Origin of the sequence: Streptococcus sp. HMSC057G03 (assembly GCF_001808745.1) — a bacterium.
Taxonomy (GTDB): Bacteria; Bacillota; Bacilli; order Lactobacillales; family Streptococcaceae; genus Streptococcus; species Streptococcus parasanguinis_Z.
In genome coordinates, this window is record NZ_KV794418.1 from 110,186 (window position 1) to 126,111 (window position 15,926).

General features: G+C 41.5%; 17 protein-coding genes. 2 read left to right on the forward strand and 15 right to left on the reverse strand.

Annotated elements, in window-relative coordinates; translation table 11 throughout:
* Positions 1–27: 27 nt before the first annotated feature.
* The 8 genes from HMPREF2686_RS02570 to HMPREF2686_RS02605 form a co-directional block, all read right to left on the reverse strand.
* Positions 28–1,098, reverse strand: coding sequence for an ABC transporter substrate-binding protein (locus HMPREF2686_RS02570; protein WP_049475039.1), 1,071 nt, complete (start codon positions 1,096–1,098; stop codon positions 28–30).
* Positions 1,095–1,868, reverse strand: a complete 774-nt coding sequence (locus HMPREF2686_RS02575; protein ID WP_003002847.1) for an ABC transporter permease — start codon at positions 1,866–1,868, stop codon at positions 1,095–1,097. Before HMPREF2686_RS02575 ends, HMPREF2686_RS02570 begins: the two co-directional genes overlap by 4 nt.
* On the reverse strand, positions 1,865–2,671 hold the full coding sequence (locus tag HMPREF2686_RS02580) for an ABC transporter permease (RefSeq protein WP_049475040.1): 807 nt from the start codon (positions 2,669–2,671) through the stop codon (positions 1,865–1,867). Before HMPREF2686_RS02580 ends, HMPREF2686_RS02575 begins: the two co-directional genes overlap by 4 nt.
* Positions 2,652–3,809, reverse strand: a complete 1,158-nt coding sequence (locus HMPREF2686_RS02585) for an ABC transporter ATP-binding protein (RefSeq protein ID WP_049475041.1) — start codon at positions 3,807–3,809, stop codon at positions 2,652–2,654. Before HMPREF2686_RS02585 ends, HMPREF2686_RS02580 begins: the two co-directional genes overlap by 20 nt.
* A gap of 207 nt (positions 3,810–4,016) precedes the next feature.
* On the reverse strand, positions 4,017–4,913 hold the full coding sequence (gene murB / locus HMPREF2686_RS02590) for a UDP-N-acetylmuramate dehydrogenase (RefSeq protein ID WP_049475042.1): 897 nt from the start codon (positions 4,911–4,913) through the stop codon (positions 4,017–4,019).
* 118 nt (positions 4,914–5,031) lie between these two features.
* On the reverse strand, positions 5,032–5,970 hold the full coding sequence (locus tag HMPREF2686_RS02595; protein ID WP_049475046.1) for a hypothetical protein: 939 nt from the start codon (positions 5,968–5,970) through the stop codon (positions 5,032–5,034).
* A gap of 127 nt (positions 5,971–6,097) precedes the next feature.
* On the reverse strand, positions 6,098–6,964 hold the full coding sequence (thrB, locus tag HMPREF2686_RS02600; RefSeq protein ID WP_049475043.1) for a homoserine kinase: 867 nt from the start codon (positions 6,962–6,964) through the stop codon (positions 6,098–6,100).
* A 2-nt stretch (positions 6,965–6,966) separates the two neighbouring features.
* Positions 6,967–8,253 carry a homoserine dehydrogenase gene (locus HMPREF2686_RS02605; RefSeq protein WP_049475044.1) on the reverse strand — a complete coding sequence of 429 codons (1,287 nt, stop codon included), beginning with the start codon at positions 8,251–8,253 and terminating at the stop codon, positions 6,967–6,969.
* Positions 8,254–8,428: 175 nt separating this feature from the next.
* On the opposite strand from HMPREF2686_RS02605, the gene HMPREF2686_RS02610 reads away from it, so the two are divergent.
* Positions 8,429–9,307 (forward strand): polysaccharide deacetylase family protein, encoded by an 879-nt coding sequence (locus HMPREF2686_RS02610; protein WP_049475047.1) that lies wholly within the window; start codon positions 8,429–8,431, stop codon positions 9,305–9,307.
* A gap of 185 nt (positions 9,308–9,492) precedes the next feature.
* Here HMPREF2686_RS02610 and HMPREF2686_RS02615 read toward each other — a convergent pair whose 3' ends face one another.
* From HMPREF2686_RS02615 to HMPREF2686_RS02645, 7 genes are all read right to left on the reverse strand, one after another.
* The gene (locus tag HMPREF2686_RS02615; protein WP_049473960.1) at positions 9,493–10,062 is read right to left on the reverse strand and encodes an HD domain-containing protein; all 570 of its coding nucleotides are present in this window, start codon (positions 10,060–10,062) and stop codon (positions 9,493–9,495) included.
* Between the two features lie 26 nt (positions 10,063–10,088).
* Positions 10,089–11,069, reverse strand: a complete 981-nt coding sequence (locus HMPREF2686_RS02620) for a hypothetical protein (protein WP_261673667.1) — start codon at positions 11,067–11,069, stop codon at positions 10,089–10,091.
* A 2-nt stretch (positions 11,070–11,071) separates the two neighbouring features.
* Positions 11,072–11,764: a DUF443 family protein gene (locus tag HMPREF2686_RS02625; RefSeq protein ID WP_049473962.1), complete on the reverse strand. Its 693-nt coding sequence runs from the start codon at positions 11,762–11,764 to the stop codon at positions 11,072–11,074.
* Positions 11,765–11,788: 24 nt separating this feature from the next.
* Positions 11,789–12,466 (reverse strand): DUF443 domain-containing protein, encoded by a 678-nt coding sequence (locus tag HMPREF2686_RS02630; protein ID WP_049473963.1) that lies wholly within the window; start codon positions 12,464–12,466, stop codon positions 11,789–11,791.
* A gap of 72 nt (positions 12,467–12,538) precedes the next feature.
* Positions 12,539–13,207: a DUF443 domain-containing protein gene (locus HMPREF2686_RS02635; RefSeq protein WP_315940694.1), complete on the reverse strand. Its 669-nt coding sequence runs from the start codon at positions 13,205–13,207 to the stop codon at positions 12,539–12,541.
* 57 nt (positions 13,208–13,264) lie between these two features.
* Positions 13,265–14,227, reverse strand: a complete 963-nt coding sequence (locus HMPREF2686_RS02640; protein WP_049473964.1) for a hypothetical protein — start codon at positions 14,225–14,227, stop codon at positions 13,265–13,267.
* A gap of 114 nt (positions 14,228–14,341) precedes the next feature.
* Positions 14,342–14,911 (reverse strand): TetR/AcrR family transcriptional regulator, encoded by a 570-nt coding sequence (locus tag HMPREF2686_RS02645; RefSeq protein ID WP_013903748.1) that lies wholly within the window; start codon positions 14,909–14,911, stop codon positions 14,342–14,344.
* A gap of 128 nt (positions 14,912–15,039) precedes the next feature.
* Here HMPREF2686_RS02645 and HMPREF2686_RS02650 point away from each other — a divergent pair, with 128 nt between their 5' ends.
* Positions 15,040–15,882 (forward strand): DegV family protein, encoded by an 843-nt coding sequence (locus HMPREF2686_RS02650; RefSeq protein ID WP_070449096.1) that lies wholly within the window; start codon positions 15,040–15,042, stop codon positions 15,880–15,882.
* Positions 15,883–15,926 lie beyond the last annotated feature (44 nt).

Here is a 15,926-nt window from a genome sequence, read left to right on the forward strand (position 1 = left end):
AAAAGGAACCTGGAGGTTCCTTTTGTGTTATTTTCGATACATCTTGACCTGAAGGTAAAGATCGTTATAAACTCCAAGCAATTTCTTGCCTAATTGTTGATAGACTTCCAAATGGTCCAGTGTTTCATCGCTTGGATAGAAGGATTGATCATTTTGGATTTCTTTTGGCAACATGGCTTTGGCTTTTTTATTTGGCGTTGAGTAGCCAACATAAAGAGCATTTTTCAAAGCATTTTTAGGACGAAGCATAAAGTTAATAAAGGCATATGCTGCTTCTTTATTTTTCACGGTTTTTGGAATGACAATGTTATCAAACCAAAGGTTGCTGGCTTCAGTTGGAACGACATAGCGAAGATCCTTATTGGCTTCGAGCATTTGGCTAGCCTCTCCTGAGAAAGTAACCCCAATAGCCGCATTGTTTTGGATCATATAGCCTTTCATCTCATCGGCCACCAAAGCTTTGATGTTTGGTGTCAAGGTGTAGAGTTTATCCACGGCCTCTTGCAATTTCTTTGGATCCTTTTCATTGAGGCTATAGCCCAAGGTATTGAGACCAATTCCCATGACCTCACGCGCACCATCGTACATCATGATGTCATTTCTGTATTCTTCACGCCAGAGATCTGACCAATGTTCCGGAGCATTTTTGACCATCTTGGTATTGTAGACGATCCCCAAGGTCCCCCAGAAATAAGGGACTGAATATTGGTTGCCCGGATCAAACGATTGGTTCAAGAGTTTTGGATCGATATTTTCCATCCCTTTGATCTTGGATTGGTCCAACTTTTCAACCAGATGTTCATCCATCATCTTGGCAATCATGTATTCACTAGGAATCGCAATATCGTAGGTGGTTCCCCCTTGCTTGATCTTGGTGTACATGGCTTCGTTGGAATCAAAGGTATCATATTGCACCTGAATCCCTGTCTCTTTTGTGAATTCCGTTAGCAATTCTGGATCGATATAATCTCCCCAGTTGTAGATGACCAGCTTGTCACTATTCTTGGTATTCATGCTCGCTTCGATCTGGTGGCTAATTCCCCAGAGGATCAGAATGACAAGGACAATCCCAGTTAGGAATGAATAAAGTTTTTTCATGCTGCTTCCTCCTTTTCACGGGTAATAAAGTAATAACCGATGACCAAGAGCACACTAAAGAGAAAGACAAGGGCGGACAAGGCATTGATACTGAGGGAAATTCCTTGACGCGCACGTGAGTAGATCTCTACAGACAAGGTTGTAAAGCCATTTCCGGTTACAAAGAAGGTCACGGCAAAGTCGTCAAGCGAATAGGTAAAGGCCATAAAGTAGCCGGCAATAATGGCTGGTGTCAGATACGGCAACATGATCTCTTTGAGCATTTGCACTTGGGTAGCTCCCAAGTCATAGGCCGCATTGACCATATCCCGGTTCATTTCCTTGAGTCGTGGCAAGACCATCAAGACCACAATGGGAATCGAGAAGGCCACGTGACTAGCCAGAACAGATAGGAAACCTAGCTGGTACTTCACCGTCGTAAAGAGAATCAAGAAGCTGGCCCCGATCATAACGTCTGGTGCTACCATGAGAATGTTGTTGATGGAGAGCAATGGTCCTTCTAACTTTTTCTTGGATTGGTAAATATAAATGGCTCCAAAGGTTCCAATCACTGTCGCAATCAAGGCTGACAAGAAGGCCAAGAGGAAGGTCTCTGATAAGATCAGCATCAGGCGACTATCTGCGAACAATTCATTGAAATGCTCAAGCGTGAAGCCCGTGAAGGCATTCATATCTCCCCCTTTATTGAAGGCATAAAAGATCAAATAGAAGATGGGAAGATAGAGGATCAGAAAGACGAAGCCTAGATAGAAATGGGATACTTTTTTCATCGTTCTCTCCTTTCTCTTGTTGCCCACATGGTAAGGAGCATAGCAAGGATCAGAACAACTCCGATGGTGGAACCCATTCCCCAGTTTTGTGTAGTCAGGAAGTGCTGTTCAATCGCAGTCCCCAAAGTAATGACCCGGTTTCCACCGATCATCCGTGTCAACATGAAGAGGCTCAGACTAGGAATAAAGACAGACTGCACACCTGAGCGGACTCCATTCATGGACAAAGGAAAGACCACATGACGGAAGGTATCCCAACGATTGGCTCCCAAATCATAGCTGGCATTGATCAAGTTTGGATCTAAGTCATCTAAGACATTAAAGATCGGCAAGATCATAAAAGGCAACTCGATGTAGCTGGCTACAAAGATAAAGGAGAAATCGGTAAAGAGGATCTGCTGGGGAGCGACTCCGAGAAAGCTTAAAAAGCTATTGATGGAGCCGTTTTGACCAAAGATACCGATAAAGGCATAGGCCTTGAGCAAGAGATTAACCCAGGTTGGCAAGACGATCAACATTAACCACAACTGCCGGTGTTTAAGAAGCGTCAAAAAGTAAGCAGTTGGATAGGAGATCAAGAGCGTCACCAGGGTGACAATTCCGGCATAAAGAACCGAATTAAAGCTCATCTTTAAATAGGTCAGATTTTGCGAAGTAAAGAACTCTTTGTAGTTTTCAAGTGAAAACTGCCCTTCAACGTTAAAAAAGGATTGAAAGATGATCATGACTACAGGAGCCAAGACAAAGAGAAAAATCCACAAGAAATAGGGGAGGATAAATAGATTAGAGGTTGTTTTCTTCATCTCTTTCCTCCTCAATGGCATTAATCAAACCAGCTTCTTGCTCTTCCACTTCAACGTACTCTTCGATCCGCGCATCGAATTCTTCTTCGGTTTCGTTGAGACGCATAACGTGGATATCTTCTGGTTCAAAGTCTAGCCCGATAACTTCTCCTACGATGGCCTTCCGAGTGGAGTGAATCATCCACTCATTTCCCAAATCATCATAGGCGATGATCTCATAATGCACACCACGGAAAAGCTGGGTGTCCACCTTCACTTGAAGCTTGCCTTCTTCAGGAAGGGTGATTTGCAAGTCTTCAGGACGAATGACGACTTCAACTGGTTCATTTGGACGCATTCCCCCATCGACGGCTTCAAAGCGTTTTCCATTGAACTCAACCAAGTAGTCCTCGATCATGCGACCATCTAGAATGTTAGACTCCCCGATAAAAGTCGCTACAAAGTGGTTGATCGGTTCATCATAGATATCTACTGGTGTACCAGATTGGACGATCTCTCCTTCATTCATGACAAAGATCCAGTCACTCATGGCAAGGGCTTCTTCTTGGTCGTGGGTAACAAAGACAAAGGTAATGCCCAAGCGTTGTTGCAATTCCCGCAACTCATACTGCATGTCTGTCCGAAGTTTCAAGTCAAGTGCAGACAAAGGCTCATCTAAAAGGACCACTCGTGGTTCATTGATAATAGCCCGGGCAATAGCTACCCGCTGGCGTTGACCACCCGATAATTTTTGGATTGAACGTTTTTCAAATCCTGCTAACTGGACCATTTTCAAGACTTCTGAAACACGGCGTTCAATCTCAGCCTTGTCCAGCTTTTTCAAACGAAGGGGGAAAGCCACATTTTCAAAGACCGTCATATGCGGAAACAGGGCATAGGACTGAAAGACGGTGTGGACATCCCGCTTGTTGGTAGGGACATCATTGATCCGTTCCCCATCAAGGTAGACATCTCCAGAGCTAGCATCCAAAAGACCAGCAATAATATTAAGGATAGTTGATTTTCCTGATCCAGATGCACCGAGCAGGGTATAGAACTTCCCTTCTTCCAATTCAAAATTGATATCCTTTAGGACAACGGTTCCGCTATCTTCAAAGACCTTTGAAACATTTTTAAACTCAATAATTGGTTTTTTCAATTCACACAAATTCCTTCTTTACTGCGATTAGCAAACTGCTTTTCAAACGAAAACGCAGCGGCTGACAGGAAGACCTGTCAGACCACCAATACCTCTCGGGGACTTACTAGACTGCCCCACCTATTTACGGTATCGATAGGCACTCACCCCCTCTCCGACTGATGCTATCGATGATTCACAATCAATTGTTCTTCAATACTTAAGCTTTTAGGCTTGGCCGATTATGCGAACTTCTGGTTCTAAACGGACGCCTGAGTGAGCTTCTACTGCCTCAATGACATGGGCGATCAAATCTTCATAGTCCTTAGCCGTTCCATTATCGACATTGACCATAAAGCCGGCATGTTTTTCAGAAACTTCCACACCACCGATTCGATAGCCCTTTAGACCTGCTTCACTGATTAATTGACCTGCAAAATGGCCAACAGGACGCTTAAAGACAGATCCACAAGAAGGGTATTCAAGGGGTTGTTTCAACTGACGAAGATGGGTCAACCGATCCATCTCCTGTTTGATTTGCTCGTGATTGCCTGGTGACAAAGCAAATTTGGCAGAGATGACGACAGCACCTGTCTCTTGAATCTTAGAATGACGGTAACCGAAAGCTAGTTCACTCGCTGACAGAGTTTCGATCTCCCCGTCTTTGGTCAAGACCTTACAGGATACTAGGACATGAGCGATTTCTCCCCCATAGGCTCCCGCATTCATAAAGACAGCACCACCGACACTGCCTGGAATGCCACTAGCAAACTCGAAGCCTTTCAAACTATGGTGCAATGCCACATGAGTGGTGTCGATGAGTTTAGCTCCTGCCTCTGCTTCGATCACATAACCATCCACACTGATATCTCGCAAGCGATCAAACATAATGACAAATCCCGGAATGCCCCCATCACGGACAATGATATTGGACGCATTGCCCAGGACCATCCATGGGATTTGTTCTTGGTTGGCAAATTGAACGATGCGTTTTAATTCGTATTGGTTGCGAGGAAAGGCTAAAAATTCAGCATTCCCACCTACCTTTGTGAAGGTATAATGTTTTAAAGGTTCTTGAAAACGGATATCAATCCCTTCAAGAATTTGATTCATTTTTTCATTCATCTTTCTGTCTGTTCTCTCTCTATAAAAATACAAACTATTATACCAAATTTTTGACTATTTTTCGACCCTAAAAAACAAAAGAAGACCTATAATATTCAGGCCTTCCTTTTATCATTCATTATGCAATTTTACGAGCAATGGCACGATTCTTTTGTCCATCTAGAGCTGATTTGACCGAAATCCAAGCACCACCAAGAGTAAAGACAGCTAGCAAGCCTAGATTCAAGTAAAATTTATCTGGGACGTCCCCTGAGAATGTCGCTTCATTGAGAATCGTCCAGGTCATACCAAATGGCAAATCCAGTTCACTCATGAGCGCCAAAGTATAATCTAATTGGTTGACCAAAAAGACCGTCAAGACCATCAAAATAGCTGAAACTACCACACCTTTTTTAGTCAATTTCTTACCAAGGATCTCATAACCTTTGATAGTACAATAACCGAGGGCAGCCCCTGCTAAAACAGATACATAGCCAAGACGCGCTACCAAGAGGGCAACTGCTCCACCGATGATCACACCGATCACAGCCCCTACAATCCCTAAAAGGAAGTTTTCTTCCCGCGCTTCATAAGCCTCAACTGTATCTTGCACTTCGGCTTGGTAGGCTCTAAAGGTTTCATCGTCGATTAAAAAGATCGCATCTCCAATTTGATACAGACCGATTGGTCCTTCCTCACCCGTTTGCGCATTCACTTGCACAAATTGGTGGTTGAGCAAGAAATCAACAATATCTTGGATTGCTGTCCATAAGGTTTCGACAGCCTTCCCTTTGGTCATTCCGCCCTTGACGACGATCGAGGTCAAGTAACCATCAAAAGAGATGGCATTAATGGCTTTTGATTGTTCTTTTAGTTCATTCCAAAGAATCTCGCTATCTTCGATTAAGTCTCCTTCAGAACCTTGTTTCACACTGAGTGAAATGGTAAATACATTCTTGGTTTGAGCGCCTTCAATGACTAATAAGAAGCCTTCACGCTCCCCGTACATCACACGGGCTTCGCCATCAAATTGCAGCCCAAGATCGGTAGCAATGCTATATAAATATTCTGGTTTCATGTTTTCCCCCCTAAACTTTCGGGAAAGCTTGAGCTTTTTCCCATACAATTCCCATTCTACCATAGGAGAAGCAAAAAGGACATATACATTCGTATACATCCTTCTTTCATTTGTGTTACATTGAGGTTTATTTCTCAACACGAACGCCAAATGTGTCAATTTTAAGTTGGAAAATCTGACCATCTAGCCCGAGTTTTTCGAGAGCTGCGACAAAGGCTGCTGTATGATCTGGCGCTAAGAGGTTCATGATCGTTGGGCCTGCTCCCGACAGATAGGTGGCGTAAGCCCCATGCGCATGCGCGACTTCTTTGACCTGAGGAAACTCTTTGACAAGAGATTGACGGTAGCGTTCGTGGAAATGATCAGACTCGATGGAGCGACCAGCCGTCAGTAAATCTCCCTTGAGGAGAGCTGCGATAGCGACATTGGCTACGCTACTAGCTGCAACAGCTTCCTTATAAGACCATTCTTTCGGTAGGACATTCCGACTATCACTTGTCTTCAATTGGTAGCTCGGTACAAAGGCCACAAGGTCACAGGTTGGAAAGTCAGCTGTGACATATTGGACATCTTCACCGATGTAGCTCGCGATGACCATATTCCCAAAGATAGCTGGAGCTACATTATCCGGATGACCTTCGATCTCGGTCGCGATGCGCAGTTTCTCAGCATCTGATAGCTGGAGGTTAGCTAATTGGTTGGCCAATTCAATCCCTGCGACAATGACAGAGCTAGAAGAACCAAGACCACGCGCCAAAGGCACTTCACTAGTCATCTTGATCCGATGAGGCTGCATATCCGTTGAGATAGAAAGGGCTGTTGAGAGCAAGAGGTTTTTCTCGTCTGTCGGAATCCCTGCTCCAAGATCATGCTCAATAAACCAAGCATCTGCTGGTTCAAGGACTTCAATGGTCAAATAGCGAGTCACGGCAATCCCAACAGAATCAAATCCTGGCCCTACATTGGCACTGGTTGCTGGAACAATAATTTTCATGCTTATTCTCCCAAGACCTTAAAGGTATTCAAGAGTTCGAAATTCGCCTCTGAATCCAATTTTTCAACCAAGTTCTTGAATTGTGTTTGGTTAACTTGGTGAGTAATGATGACGACACTTGCATAGTGACCATCTGAGTCTTCTTGGAGGATTTGCTTGAAGGAAGCTCCTTCTGCATTAAAGATTTCCGCAAGACGCAAGATTTGACCTGTCGCATCTGGTGCCTTGATTGAGAAGTAATAATTGTTCTTCACGTCTTCTGGCTTAGCCAATTGAAGAGGGCGGCTGTATTCATTGAAGGCTTTACCGATCGTTCCTTCTTTTAGACGACGGACAATGCGAACGAGGTCGGCTACGACACTGGTCGCAGTTGGTTTTTGACCAGCACCTGGTCCGTAGTACATAGACTCCCCAATACCGATGGATTCTACATAGACTGCATTCATAACGTCGTTCACTCCTGCGAGTGGATGCTGTTTTGGAAGGAAGGTTGGTGTCACTTCTGCTGCGATCCCTGACTCTGTTTCAACGATGGAGCCGACCAGCTTGATGACATATCCAAGGCTTTGAGCGACCGAGACATCTTGAGGAGTGATTTGGCTGATTCCTTTGTGACCTACTTGGTCAAATTGGATATTCATTCCAAAAGCGAACTGGCTCAAGATCACCATCTTGTAGGCAGCATCTATTCCTTCAACGTCGTTGGTTGGATCACTTTCAGCGTAACCAAGACGTTGCGCTTCTGCTAAAGCATCCTCATAGGTCCAGCCTTCTTCGACCATTTTGGTCATCATGAAGTTAGATGTTCCATTGACCACACCGAGCACCTTGGTCACCTTGTCAGAAGCTAGGGAATTTACCAAGGTCCGAAGGATTGGGATCCCACCAGCTACGGCAGCTTCATAATAAAGGGCCACTTGGTGTTTTTGAGCGATCTCTAGCAACTCGCTTCCATGAACGGCAAGAAGGTCTTTGTTAGCAGAAACTACGTGCTTGCCTGCTTCCAACGCACGGGTGATAAAAGTCTTCGCTGGCTCGATACGACCCATCAATTCGACCACGATGGCAATGTCCTTGTCTTCAATGATCTCATCGACATTGGTCACAAAGTTGTAGTCATGACCGGCAGCTTGTAATTTTTCCTTTTCCGCATCGTCGCGAACCAAGACCTTAGCGATCTCGATTTCATCTTGAGCTGCCTGGGTGATTTTTTCATGGTTTTCTTTTAATAAAAATGGTACGCCACTAGCAACAGTACCAAATCCTAGTAAGGCAATCTTAACAGACATCCTATTGACTCCTTGAATTTTCTATAGTAGCTCCATTATAACAAAAACTTGAGCGTTTGACAGCCAATTGCCTTAAAAATTCTGAATTTTCATGACAGGATCTGCCTGTAGCAAGTTCTGGAAAAGAACATAGAATTTGTGGTACAATAAAGAAAATAATGAAAACGGTGACACTATGAGTAAACGAAGAGTACCTAAAAAAATCAAAGCCCTACTTGGAATCAATGCCCTCCTCTTGGTCTGTATCTTTATTTGTAGCTTTCTTCTAATCAAGCGGATCACTCAGCCGAGTGACGGAAATACCAGCGGCACTGCCATGACGCGCTCGCTAGATGAACACAGTTCCTCTATCGAGTGGACTCGGGTGAAAAAGCCGGTCAAACTGCCCATCCTCATGTACCACTCAGTGCACAATATGGACGAGTCAGAAGCTGCCAATGCCAATCTGATTGTCGATCCAGAGACCTTTGAAAGCCAACTAAAGGCCCTGAAAAAAGCAGGTTATTACACCCTGACACCTGAGGAAGCCTATCGGATCCTCGCAAAAAATGAAGTGCCAAAAGGAAAGAAATATGTCTGGTTGACCTTTGATGATGGCGTCGAGGATTTCTATACCATCGTCTATCCGCTTCTTAAGAAGTACAAGATGACCGCCACTAACAATATCATCACGGACTTTACCCAAAAGGAAAAAGAAAATGTCCTGACCTTTGACCAAATCAAAGAGATGAAAAGTGCTGGCTTGACCTTTGAAAGCCATACGGTCAATCATCCAGACCTAGCCAATTCCAGTCTTGAGACCCAAAAGAATGAGCTGGTCGCTTCTAAACGCCTGCTGGATAAGGTGCTGGATCAAAATACCAGCGTTATCGTCTACCCATCTGGTCGCTACAGCCAGGTCACAATCGACCAAGCCAAGAAAGCTGACTACAAACTAGGCCTCACCACTAAAAATGGACTAGCCAGCTCCGCTGATGGACTCTATTCCCTCAAACGAGTTCGGATCCTTCCAACCACTACAGGAGAGGACCTTTTAGCTATGATGCAAGATTAAAGAAAGAGGCTGGGACAAAAGTCCTAGCCTCTCAATTATTTTTGGATTGTAGAGCAAGACGCAGTGGTTGAGTGGGCTCTACTACGCTGATTTCATCAGCTTTTACAGCCCTACTCAACTGTGCGGAGGTGGGACGACGAAATCGAATTCTAACGAATTACCGATTTCTGTCCCACTCTCTTTTGTTAGAGTTCCTTTTCTAGTTCATTTAGAAAGATGATTAAAAATTGATGGCGACTTTCTGCCATTTGTTTGGCAGTCTCCGTGTTCATTTCATCTTTTAAGAGAAGCAACTTGTCATGGAAATGTTGGACAGTATCAGTAAGGGACCTCCCTTTGTGGCCACCATAGGAAAAAGTTCGCGCAATTCCTACAGCTCCTATCGCATCTAGGCGGTCTGCATCCTGGACAATCTTGCCTTCTAAGGTTTCTGGATGTTTCCCACGATTTTTGCTGAAAGAAACAGCATTGATAACCCGACAAATCTGGTCAATTTGGTCTTGAGGAATACCGATCTCTTCTAGAAACATGCGAGCATTTGCATTATTCTCTGTTTGAAACAATTTATCATCATCAGCATCGTGAAGAAGGGCTGACAAGCCCACTATCTCCAGATCACATGGACCTTCTGCTTGTGCGATTCTCATCGCATTGGTATAGACTCGGAGGGTATGCTCTACATCATGGCCATCCGCTCGATCAGCAAATAAGATTTTAACATACTGCTTAGCAGCTTGGATTCGTTCTTCGATCATCGTTCTTGTCCTTTGTATTTCTTACTTCAATCAATCTCATTATATATCTTACGCGCCTTCTCCAGATCGTAATATTGATCTAATTCTTCTTTAGTTTGTGTTGTATGGACTTGTCCATCCTTTGAAAGCTCAGCCGGAATCGTAGCATCTCTATAGAGATTTACACCCTTCTTCATAAAGAGTTCAAATACAGCAATACTTCTTGCATATTGATCCGCACTATTCTGGGGCTTTATTACTATGACTTTAGTATCTTTTTGTTTTAAGAGTTGATAGGCCTTGGAAGATTTCTTAAATTGCGTTTTTGAGAGATCCTTGGGATCAATCGAAAACCAATTTTTAAAAAAATTCAATTCTTCAATACTGCTCTTCTCACGATCAATTGGTACATTGAAATCTGGAATCGGTTTTCTTTGGTGATCATTCTCTAAGGTCTCATTTCTTTCCAGTTTACGAGTGTCTAGATTCAAGTACATCATTTTTCGAACTGAGTTATCTTTGGTACTGCGAATTTGTAAGGAAACCAACTCACGTCCATTCCATGAATACACTGAGCCTAATTCTGTAGGAATATAATCCGGATCAAATTGTTCAACAACTTTAAACAAATCAATCTCTTTCTCTTCTTTCAATCGTTCTCCATTAACCTTGTAGACACTAACAGTCCAATATTCATCCTTTTCTGGAGGAGTTGTACGATAGTAAAAATTTTCTCTAAATTTCACATTCATATGCAAAATATGCTTTGAACCGACTCTGACAGGATCAAAATAATAATAAGACCCATATTCCCTCATCAAGCGATCTTCCTTGGGATCCGTTGATTTCCAGTGAGTAATAATGCCCGCACCATCCGCAATCATCTCATAGTCATCAATTTTCGCTTTTCCACTATAATCCTGAAATTGCTTGTAATAACTCTCAGTTGAAAAACGGATATAAAGCCAAATCCCACCAATGAGCGAGAGCAAAACCAGTAAGGCTAGCATCATTTTTTTCTTTGTCATTTTCACGATTTAAACAGATCCTTTCTAGGAGATTTAATTTTCACTTTGTAATCCACCACTGGTGAAAAAAATAGTATATTACCAAAAAACATGAAGAGCGATAAAAATATCAACAAAGCTACATGAAGGATAAAGTTTGGAGCAATATTACTAAATATTGCACAAGATGAAAATACAACCAATCCAGCAAAAATAGTTGGAGCCATCATTGATAATAATCGATGCTTTCTATCATTTGTGACGAGGTATACCTTTATAGGGTGGTTGCTATTAACAATGTTAGGCATCGGTTTCCGAATGCTTATCCATATCCGAATCCCTATTACAAGGCTATATACTAGAAGCAAGATTCCCAGATTTAGCACATGCGAAGAAAAATAGAGATACTTTTCAATAGGAAAGGCTTTCGATAACAGCACGGCAGTTGTACCCATACCGAAAGCTGAAGCAAGACCTTTCTTCTGAGTATCCTTTTTATTGAGAACTTTAGAAAGATCCGAGGGAGCTAGAGTCTGCACTTCTTCCTTAGTTAAAGGATAGGCTCGATGAGGGATGAAGCTTAAAATCCATGGAAAGAAATAGCTAATGAGAAAGGGACGATCGGCATCGACTAAATAAGACTCACCATCCATTTGTAATATCCGGTAACGAAGATTGATTTTTGATAATTGTTCAATTTTTGCTTTTTTTAGCATGCAAAGTTCCTTTTAATTTTCTTTCTAAACAGATTTATCCTCATCCACTGCTTCCAGTCTCTCAAATTCAACACGCCCTTTCTCATATGCATATTCAAATAGAATACTACCTGACTCTATCCAAATACAAAGATAAGCCAACATGCCATTGATATAAAGAAAACAAGCTTCAGTTCCATCATGAGTATTCATATAGAATCCAAACACAATAAAAATTGGAATAAGAAAAACATAAGCATGAAATTGTCGTTGCTTCTTTACATTTCGAAAGACGATCTTATATTTTGGACGATTGGGTGTAAGGCGTCTAGCAATTTCCTTTCGAGATCTCCAGAGGATGAATCTATAAATGACAAAAGCTATCAGAAATGACATTAGAAATAACAAGATTTTTAAATAGAGATTCTGACTAATGCTATAATATCTAAAAATTCCAGCCCCTATTCTATATAGTACCGAACTAAGTGCAATTCCAATACCTACCGCTATCGAATGGCTACCTTCCGGAGCCATTTTAATCTTTTTGTCAAAGTTTCTATTTGAATCCTCTAACTCTATGATATCCAACTTGAATTCCTTAGGAGCAAATCCCCAATAGTAACGTTTAGATGTCAACGAATTTGAATCTAAAACATACCTTTTTCCATTCATTTCAAGGATGCCAAAATAATAGACATCCAAGGCTTTAAAATTAACTTCCATTTATTTTATTTCATCACTTTCTGAATTAATGGTATTTGCCAATTAAGTAACTTCTACGATATCACAAAACTTCTACTGTTCTTCTATTTTTTCAAGAACAATTTGACCTTGCTTGTAGGGATAAGCAATTGGGTAACTTCCTAGAGTAAACATGAAAAAGAATAAGGATACAATTCCATTGATTACCAAAAAAGCTCCTTCTGTTCCATTATTCAAACCAATAAAGAAAAGTAAACAAATGAAAATTGCTCCAACTAAAGGATATACTCCTCCGTTACTTTTCTTAATAGTTGTAAAGGTAACTGTGTATTTACGGCTGTTTTTAGGAATCCATTTATCAGCTTTTTTATGGGCCACCTTTAATGAAATCAGAATGGCAAAATAAGAAATCAGCATAGAAATTGCAAAGAGTAATAACTTAAATAATACTTGCTCACTAAGATTGTTTTGAATGAAAAGCCGCTTTAGAACATCATAACCAACTTTGACAATTGGTTGGACAATGATGGCTGCCATTGTCGTACTGATAGGTGTTGTAGGTTTAATTTCGAACTGGGTATTATTCTTTTCAATCTCCACCATGTCCACTGTAATCGTATTTGTTTTAATTCCCCAGTAATAACTCTTAGGACTCATTGTACTCGTATCCATGATATACTTCTTCGATTCTTGATCTATCTGGACAATCTGAAAACATGTCATATTTGAATTTTTAAATTTTAGTTCCATTTGTTTACTCATTTTTATTTTTAATATTTTCAACGTAACTTTTTCTTTTCATATTGTTTCTTTCCCACTTTACTCTGGATGATTAGTAGACCAAGCCTGCAGTTCATCGTAGGATTTTATTTGTGTTTTCTCACCGGTCTTTAGATCCGTCGCATAGACCTCTAACACGTCCTGCCCCTTTGGTGCAAACCAATGAAGAACTGTATCAAACCACTCTTTGGTTGAGTACTGTTTAGGTCTCATATATAAACGAGCTAAATCCTTTATATCCTTAGTCATTTCCGGATAGTCTTGGGCAAAATTTGTATTGGAGATGTCTATATTTTCACGATCTTCTTTTGAAAGTAAGGTATCAATATAACCAGCTGTGAATTTCAAATGGTACTTTTCTTTCATAGCTTGTCGAATGTTATTATAAACATTCCCCTTAGACATTTCCTGTTCAGCGGCAGAAAAAAGTGATTTACCATAATCCTCAAAATTTTCAAGGTCTTCAATTTTTTGATTTGTAATATCAACTAGGATTTTTCTACTATCATTATTTCCAACTTTATACAAAGTTACCGGTATGTAATCCTTGTTATCAGCATAATACTGACTGATATCGTACGCGCCTCGATACTCTTTTTTCTCTAATAATTGATATACTTCCGTTTTCTTACTTGGAAAGCCAGAAGCATTCAAATCATAAGAAATAATATTAAAATACTCGTCTTTTGCAATTTTAGGTGAGCCATTTTTCTCTCTATCAATCATACTTTCATTGATCTGTTTTTGATGGACATCCAAAACAGAAATATAATCTTGACCAAATGCAATACCTCCTAAACCATCTTTTTGCGCAACAAATACAAATTTATTGTCATCAAAAACATGAATTGTTGGTTTCTCAGTTTTCGAATCAATATATTTCTGCTTGGTTTCTTGCTGACTCGTTTTTCCATGCTTTTGTACTTGCTTCCACAAGTAGAAAGATCCTATACTTACTAAAAGGACTAGTACTCCTACTATTTTCTTATTCACTCGTTTCATTTCAACCTCCACGCTCGTAGTTAACTCCTACCATCATACCGAAATTTTGCGACTGGGGCAACTTCCTCACTAGTTGGAAATAGTTGCAAGAAAAACACCACCTCTCGGTGGTGTTTACTTTTTCTTTTGTGGAAAGAGGGGCAGGCCTAGGGTCGCAATTTTCTCAGCGGGGATCTTCATGCCATCCTTGATCCATTTGGAGATGACAGAGACAATGGCTGAGCTCCAGAAGGAATTGAGGTAGCTGCCAGCGCCATTCGAGGAGCTACCATTTCGTTTTTCTAAAAAATCATAGACTGCCTTGGTCAAGAGCCGCTCGAAATTATAATCAATGGCTAGGCTAATGATCTTGGCTTCTTTCTTAACTTCCTTAAAGAGGTAGACCCAGACTTGATAGAGATCTGTCTTGAGGTTGTAACCATCTAAAGACTTGGTAATCTTTGCGATACTAGATTGAAAGATGGACTCTAGAATCTCTTCTTTGGAGTCATAATTACGGTAAAAGGCTGCGCGAGAGACACCCGCACGCTGTACCAGCTCAGAGATAGTGATCTTTTTCAGATCTTTTTTCTCCAGCAATTGCAGGAGAGAGATTTCGATGGATTCTCGTGTAATCGCATTGTTTTCTTGGTTAAATCGTTTGAGATTTTCCAATGATTTCTCAGATATTTTTCTTTCTGCCATAACATTTACTTTCTATCTGTCTCACCTGATGATATCTGCTTGGATAGCATTGTACTTCATGATATAATTGTAAAAGAAGACATACTACTTGTCAATGTACATTTTTAACAATTATGAGGTATGAACTGATGAAATGGAAAATTATTGCGGATTCAGGCTGTGACTACCGCTCTTTGGACAATCTGGCACCGGATACGGAGTTTGTCAGTGTCCCATTGACCATCCAAGTGGGAGAGACCATCTATACAGATGACGCCCAACTCAATATCGATCAGATGATGGAAGAGATGTATGCGACTACGACAGCTTCTAAGTCTGCCTGTCCAAGTCCAGATGATTATATGAAGTCCTTTGAAGGGGCTGAAAATATTGTCGTTGTGACCATCACTGGAACCCTTTCAGGTAGCTACAATAGTGCTGAGGTGGCCAAGAAGATTTATCTAGAAGAGCATCCGAATACCAATATCCACGTCATTAATAGCTTGTCAGCTGGGGGTGAGGTGGACCTGATCGTTCGTAAGCTCAATCAGTTGGTCGCTGAAGGTCTCGATTTTGATCAAGTAGTCGATGTGATCACGACCTACCAGTCTAAGACGAAGTTGCTCTTTGTTTTGGCCAAGGTTGATAATCTGGTCAAAAATGGGCGTCTCAGCAAATTGCTCGGAACTGTTGTCGGGCTCCTCAATATCCGTATGGTCGGGGAAGCTAGTAAGACGGGTACCCTCGAGTTGCTTCAAAAAGCACGGGGCCAAAAGAAAGCGATCAAGGCAGCTTTTGATGAATTAATCAAGGCAGGCTATAATGGCGGACATATCACCATCGCCCACCGCAACAATGAAAAGTTTATCGAGCAATTCTCTGCATTGGTTCGTGAAAAATTTGCCCATGCAATGATCGAAGTCCTTCCTACTTCTGGACTTTGTAGTTTCTACGCCGAAGAAGGCGGGCTCCTCATGGGATATGAGATTTAAGTTACCACTAAAAAGAGGCTAGGACAAAAGTCCTAGCCTCTTAA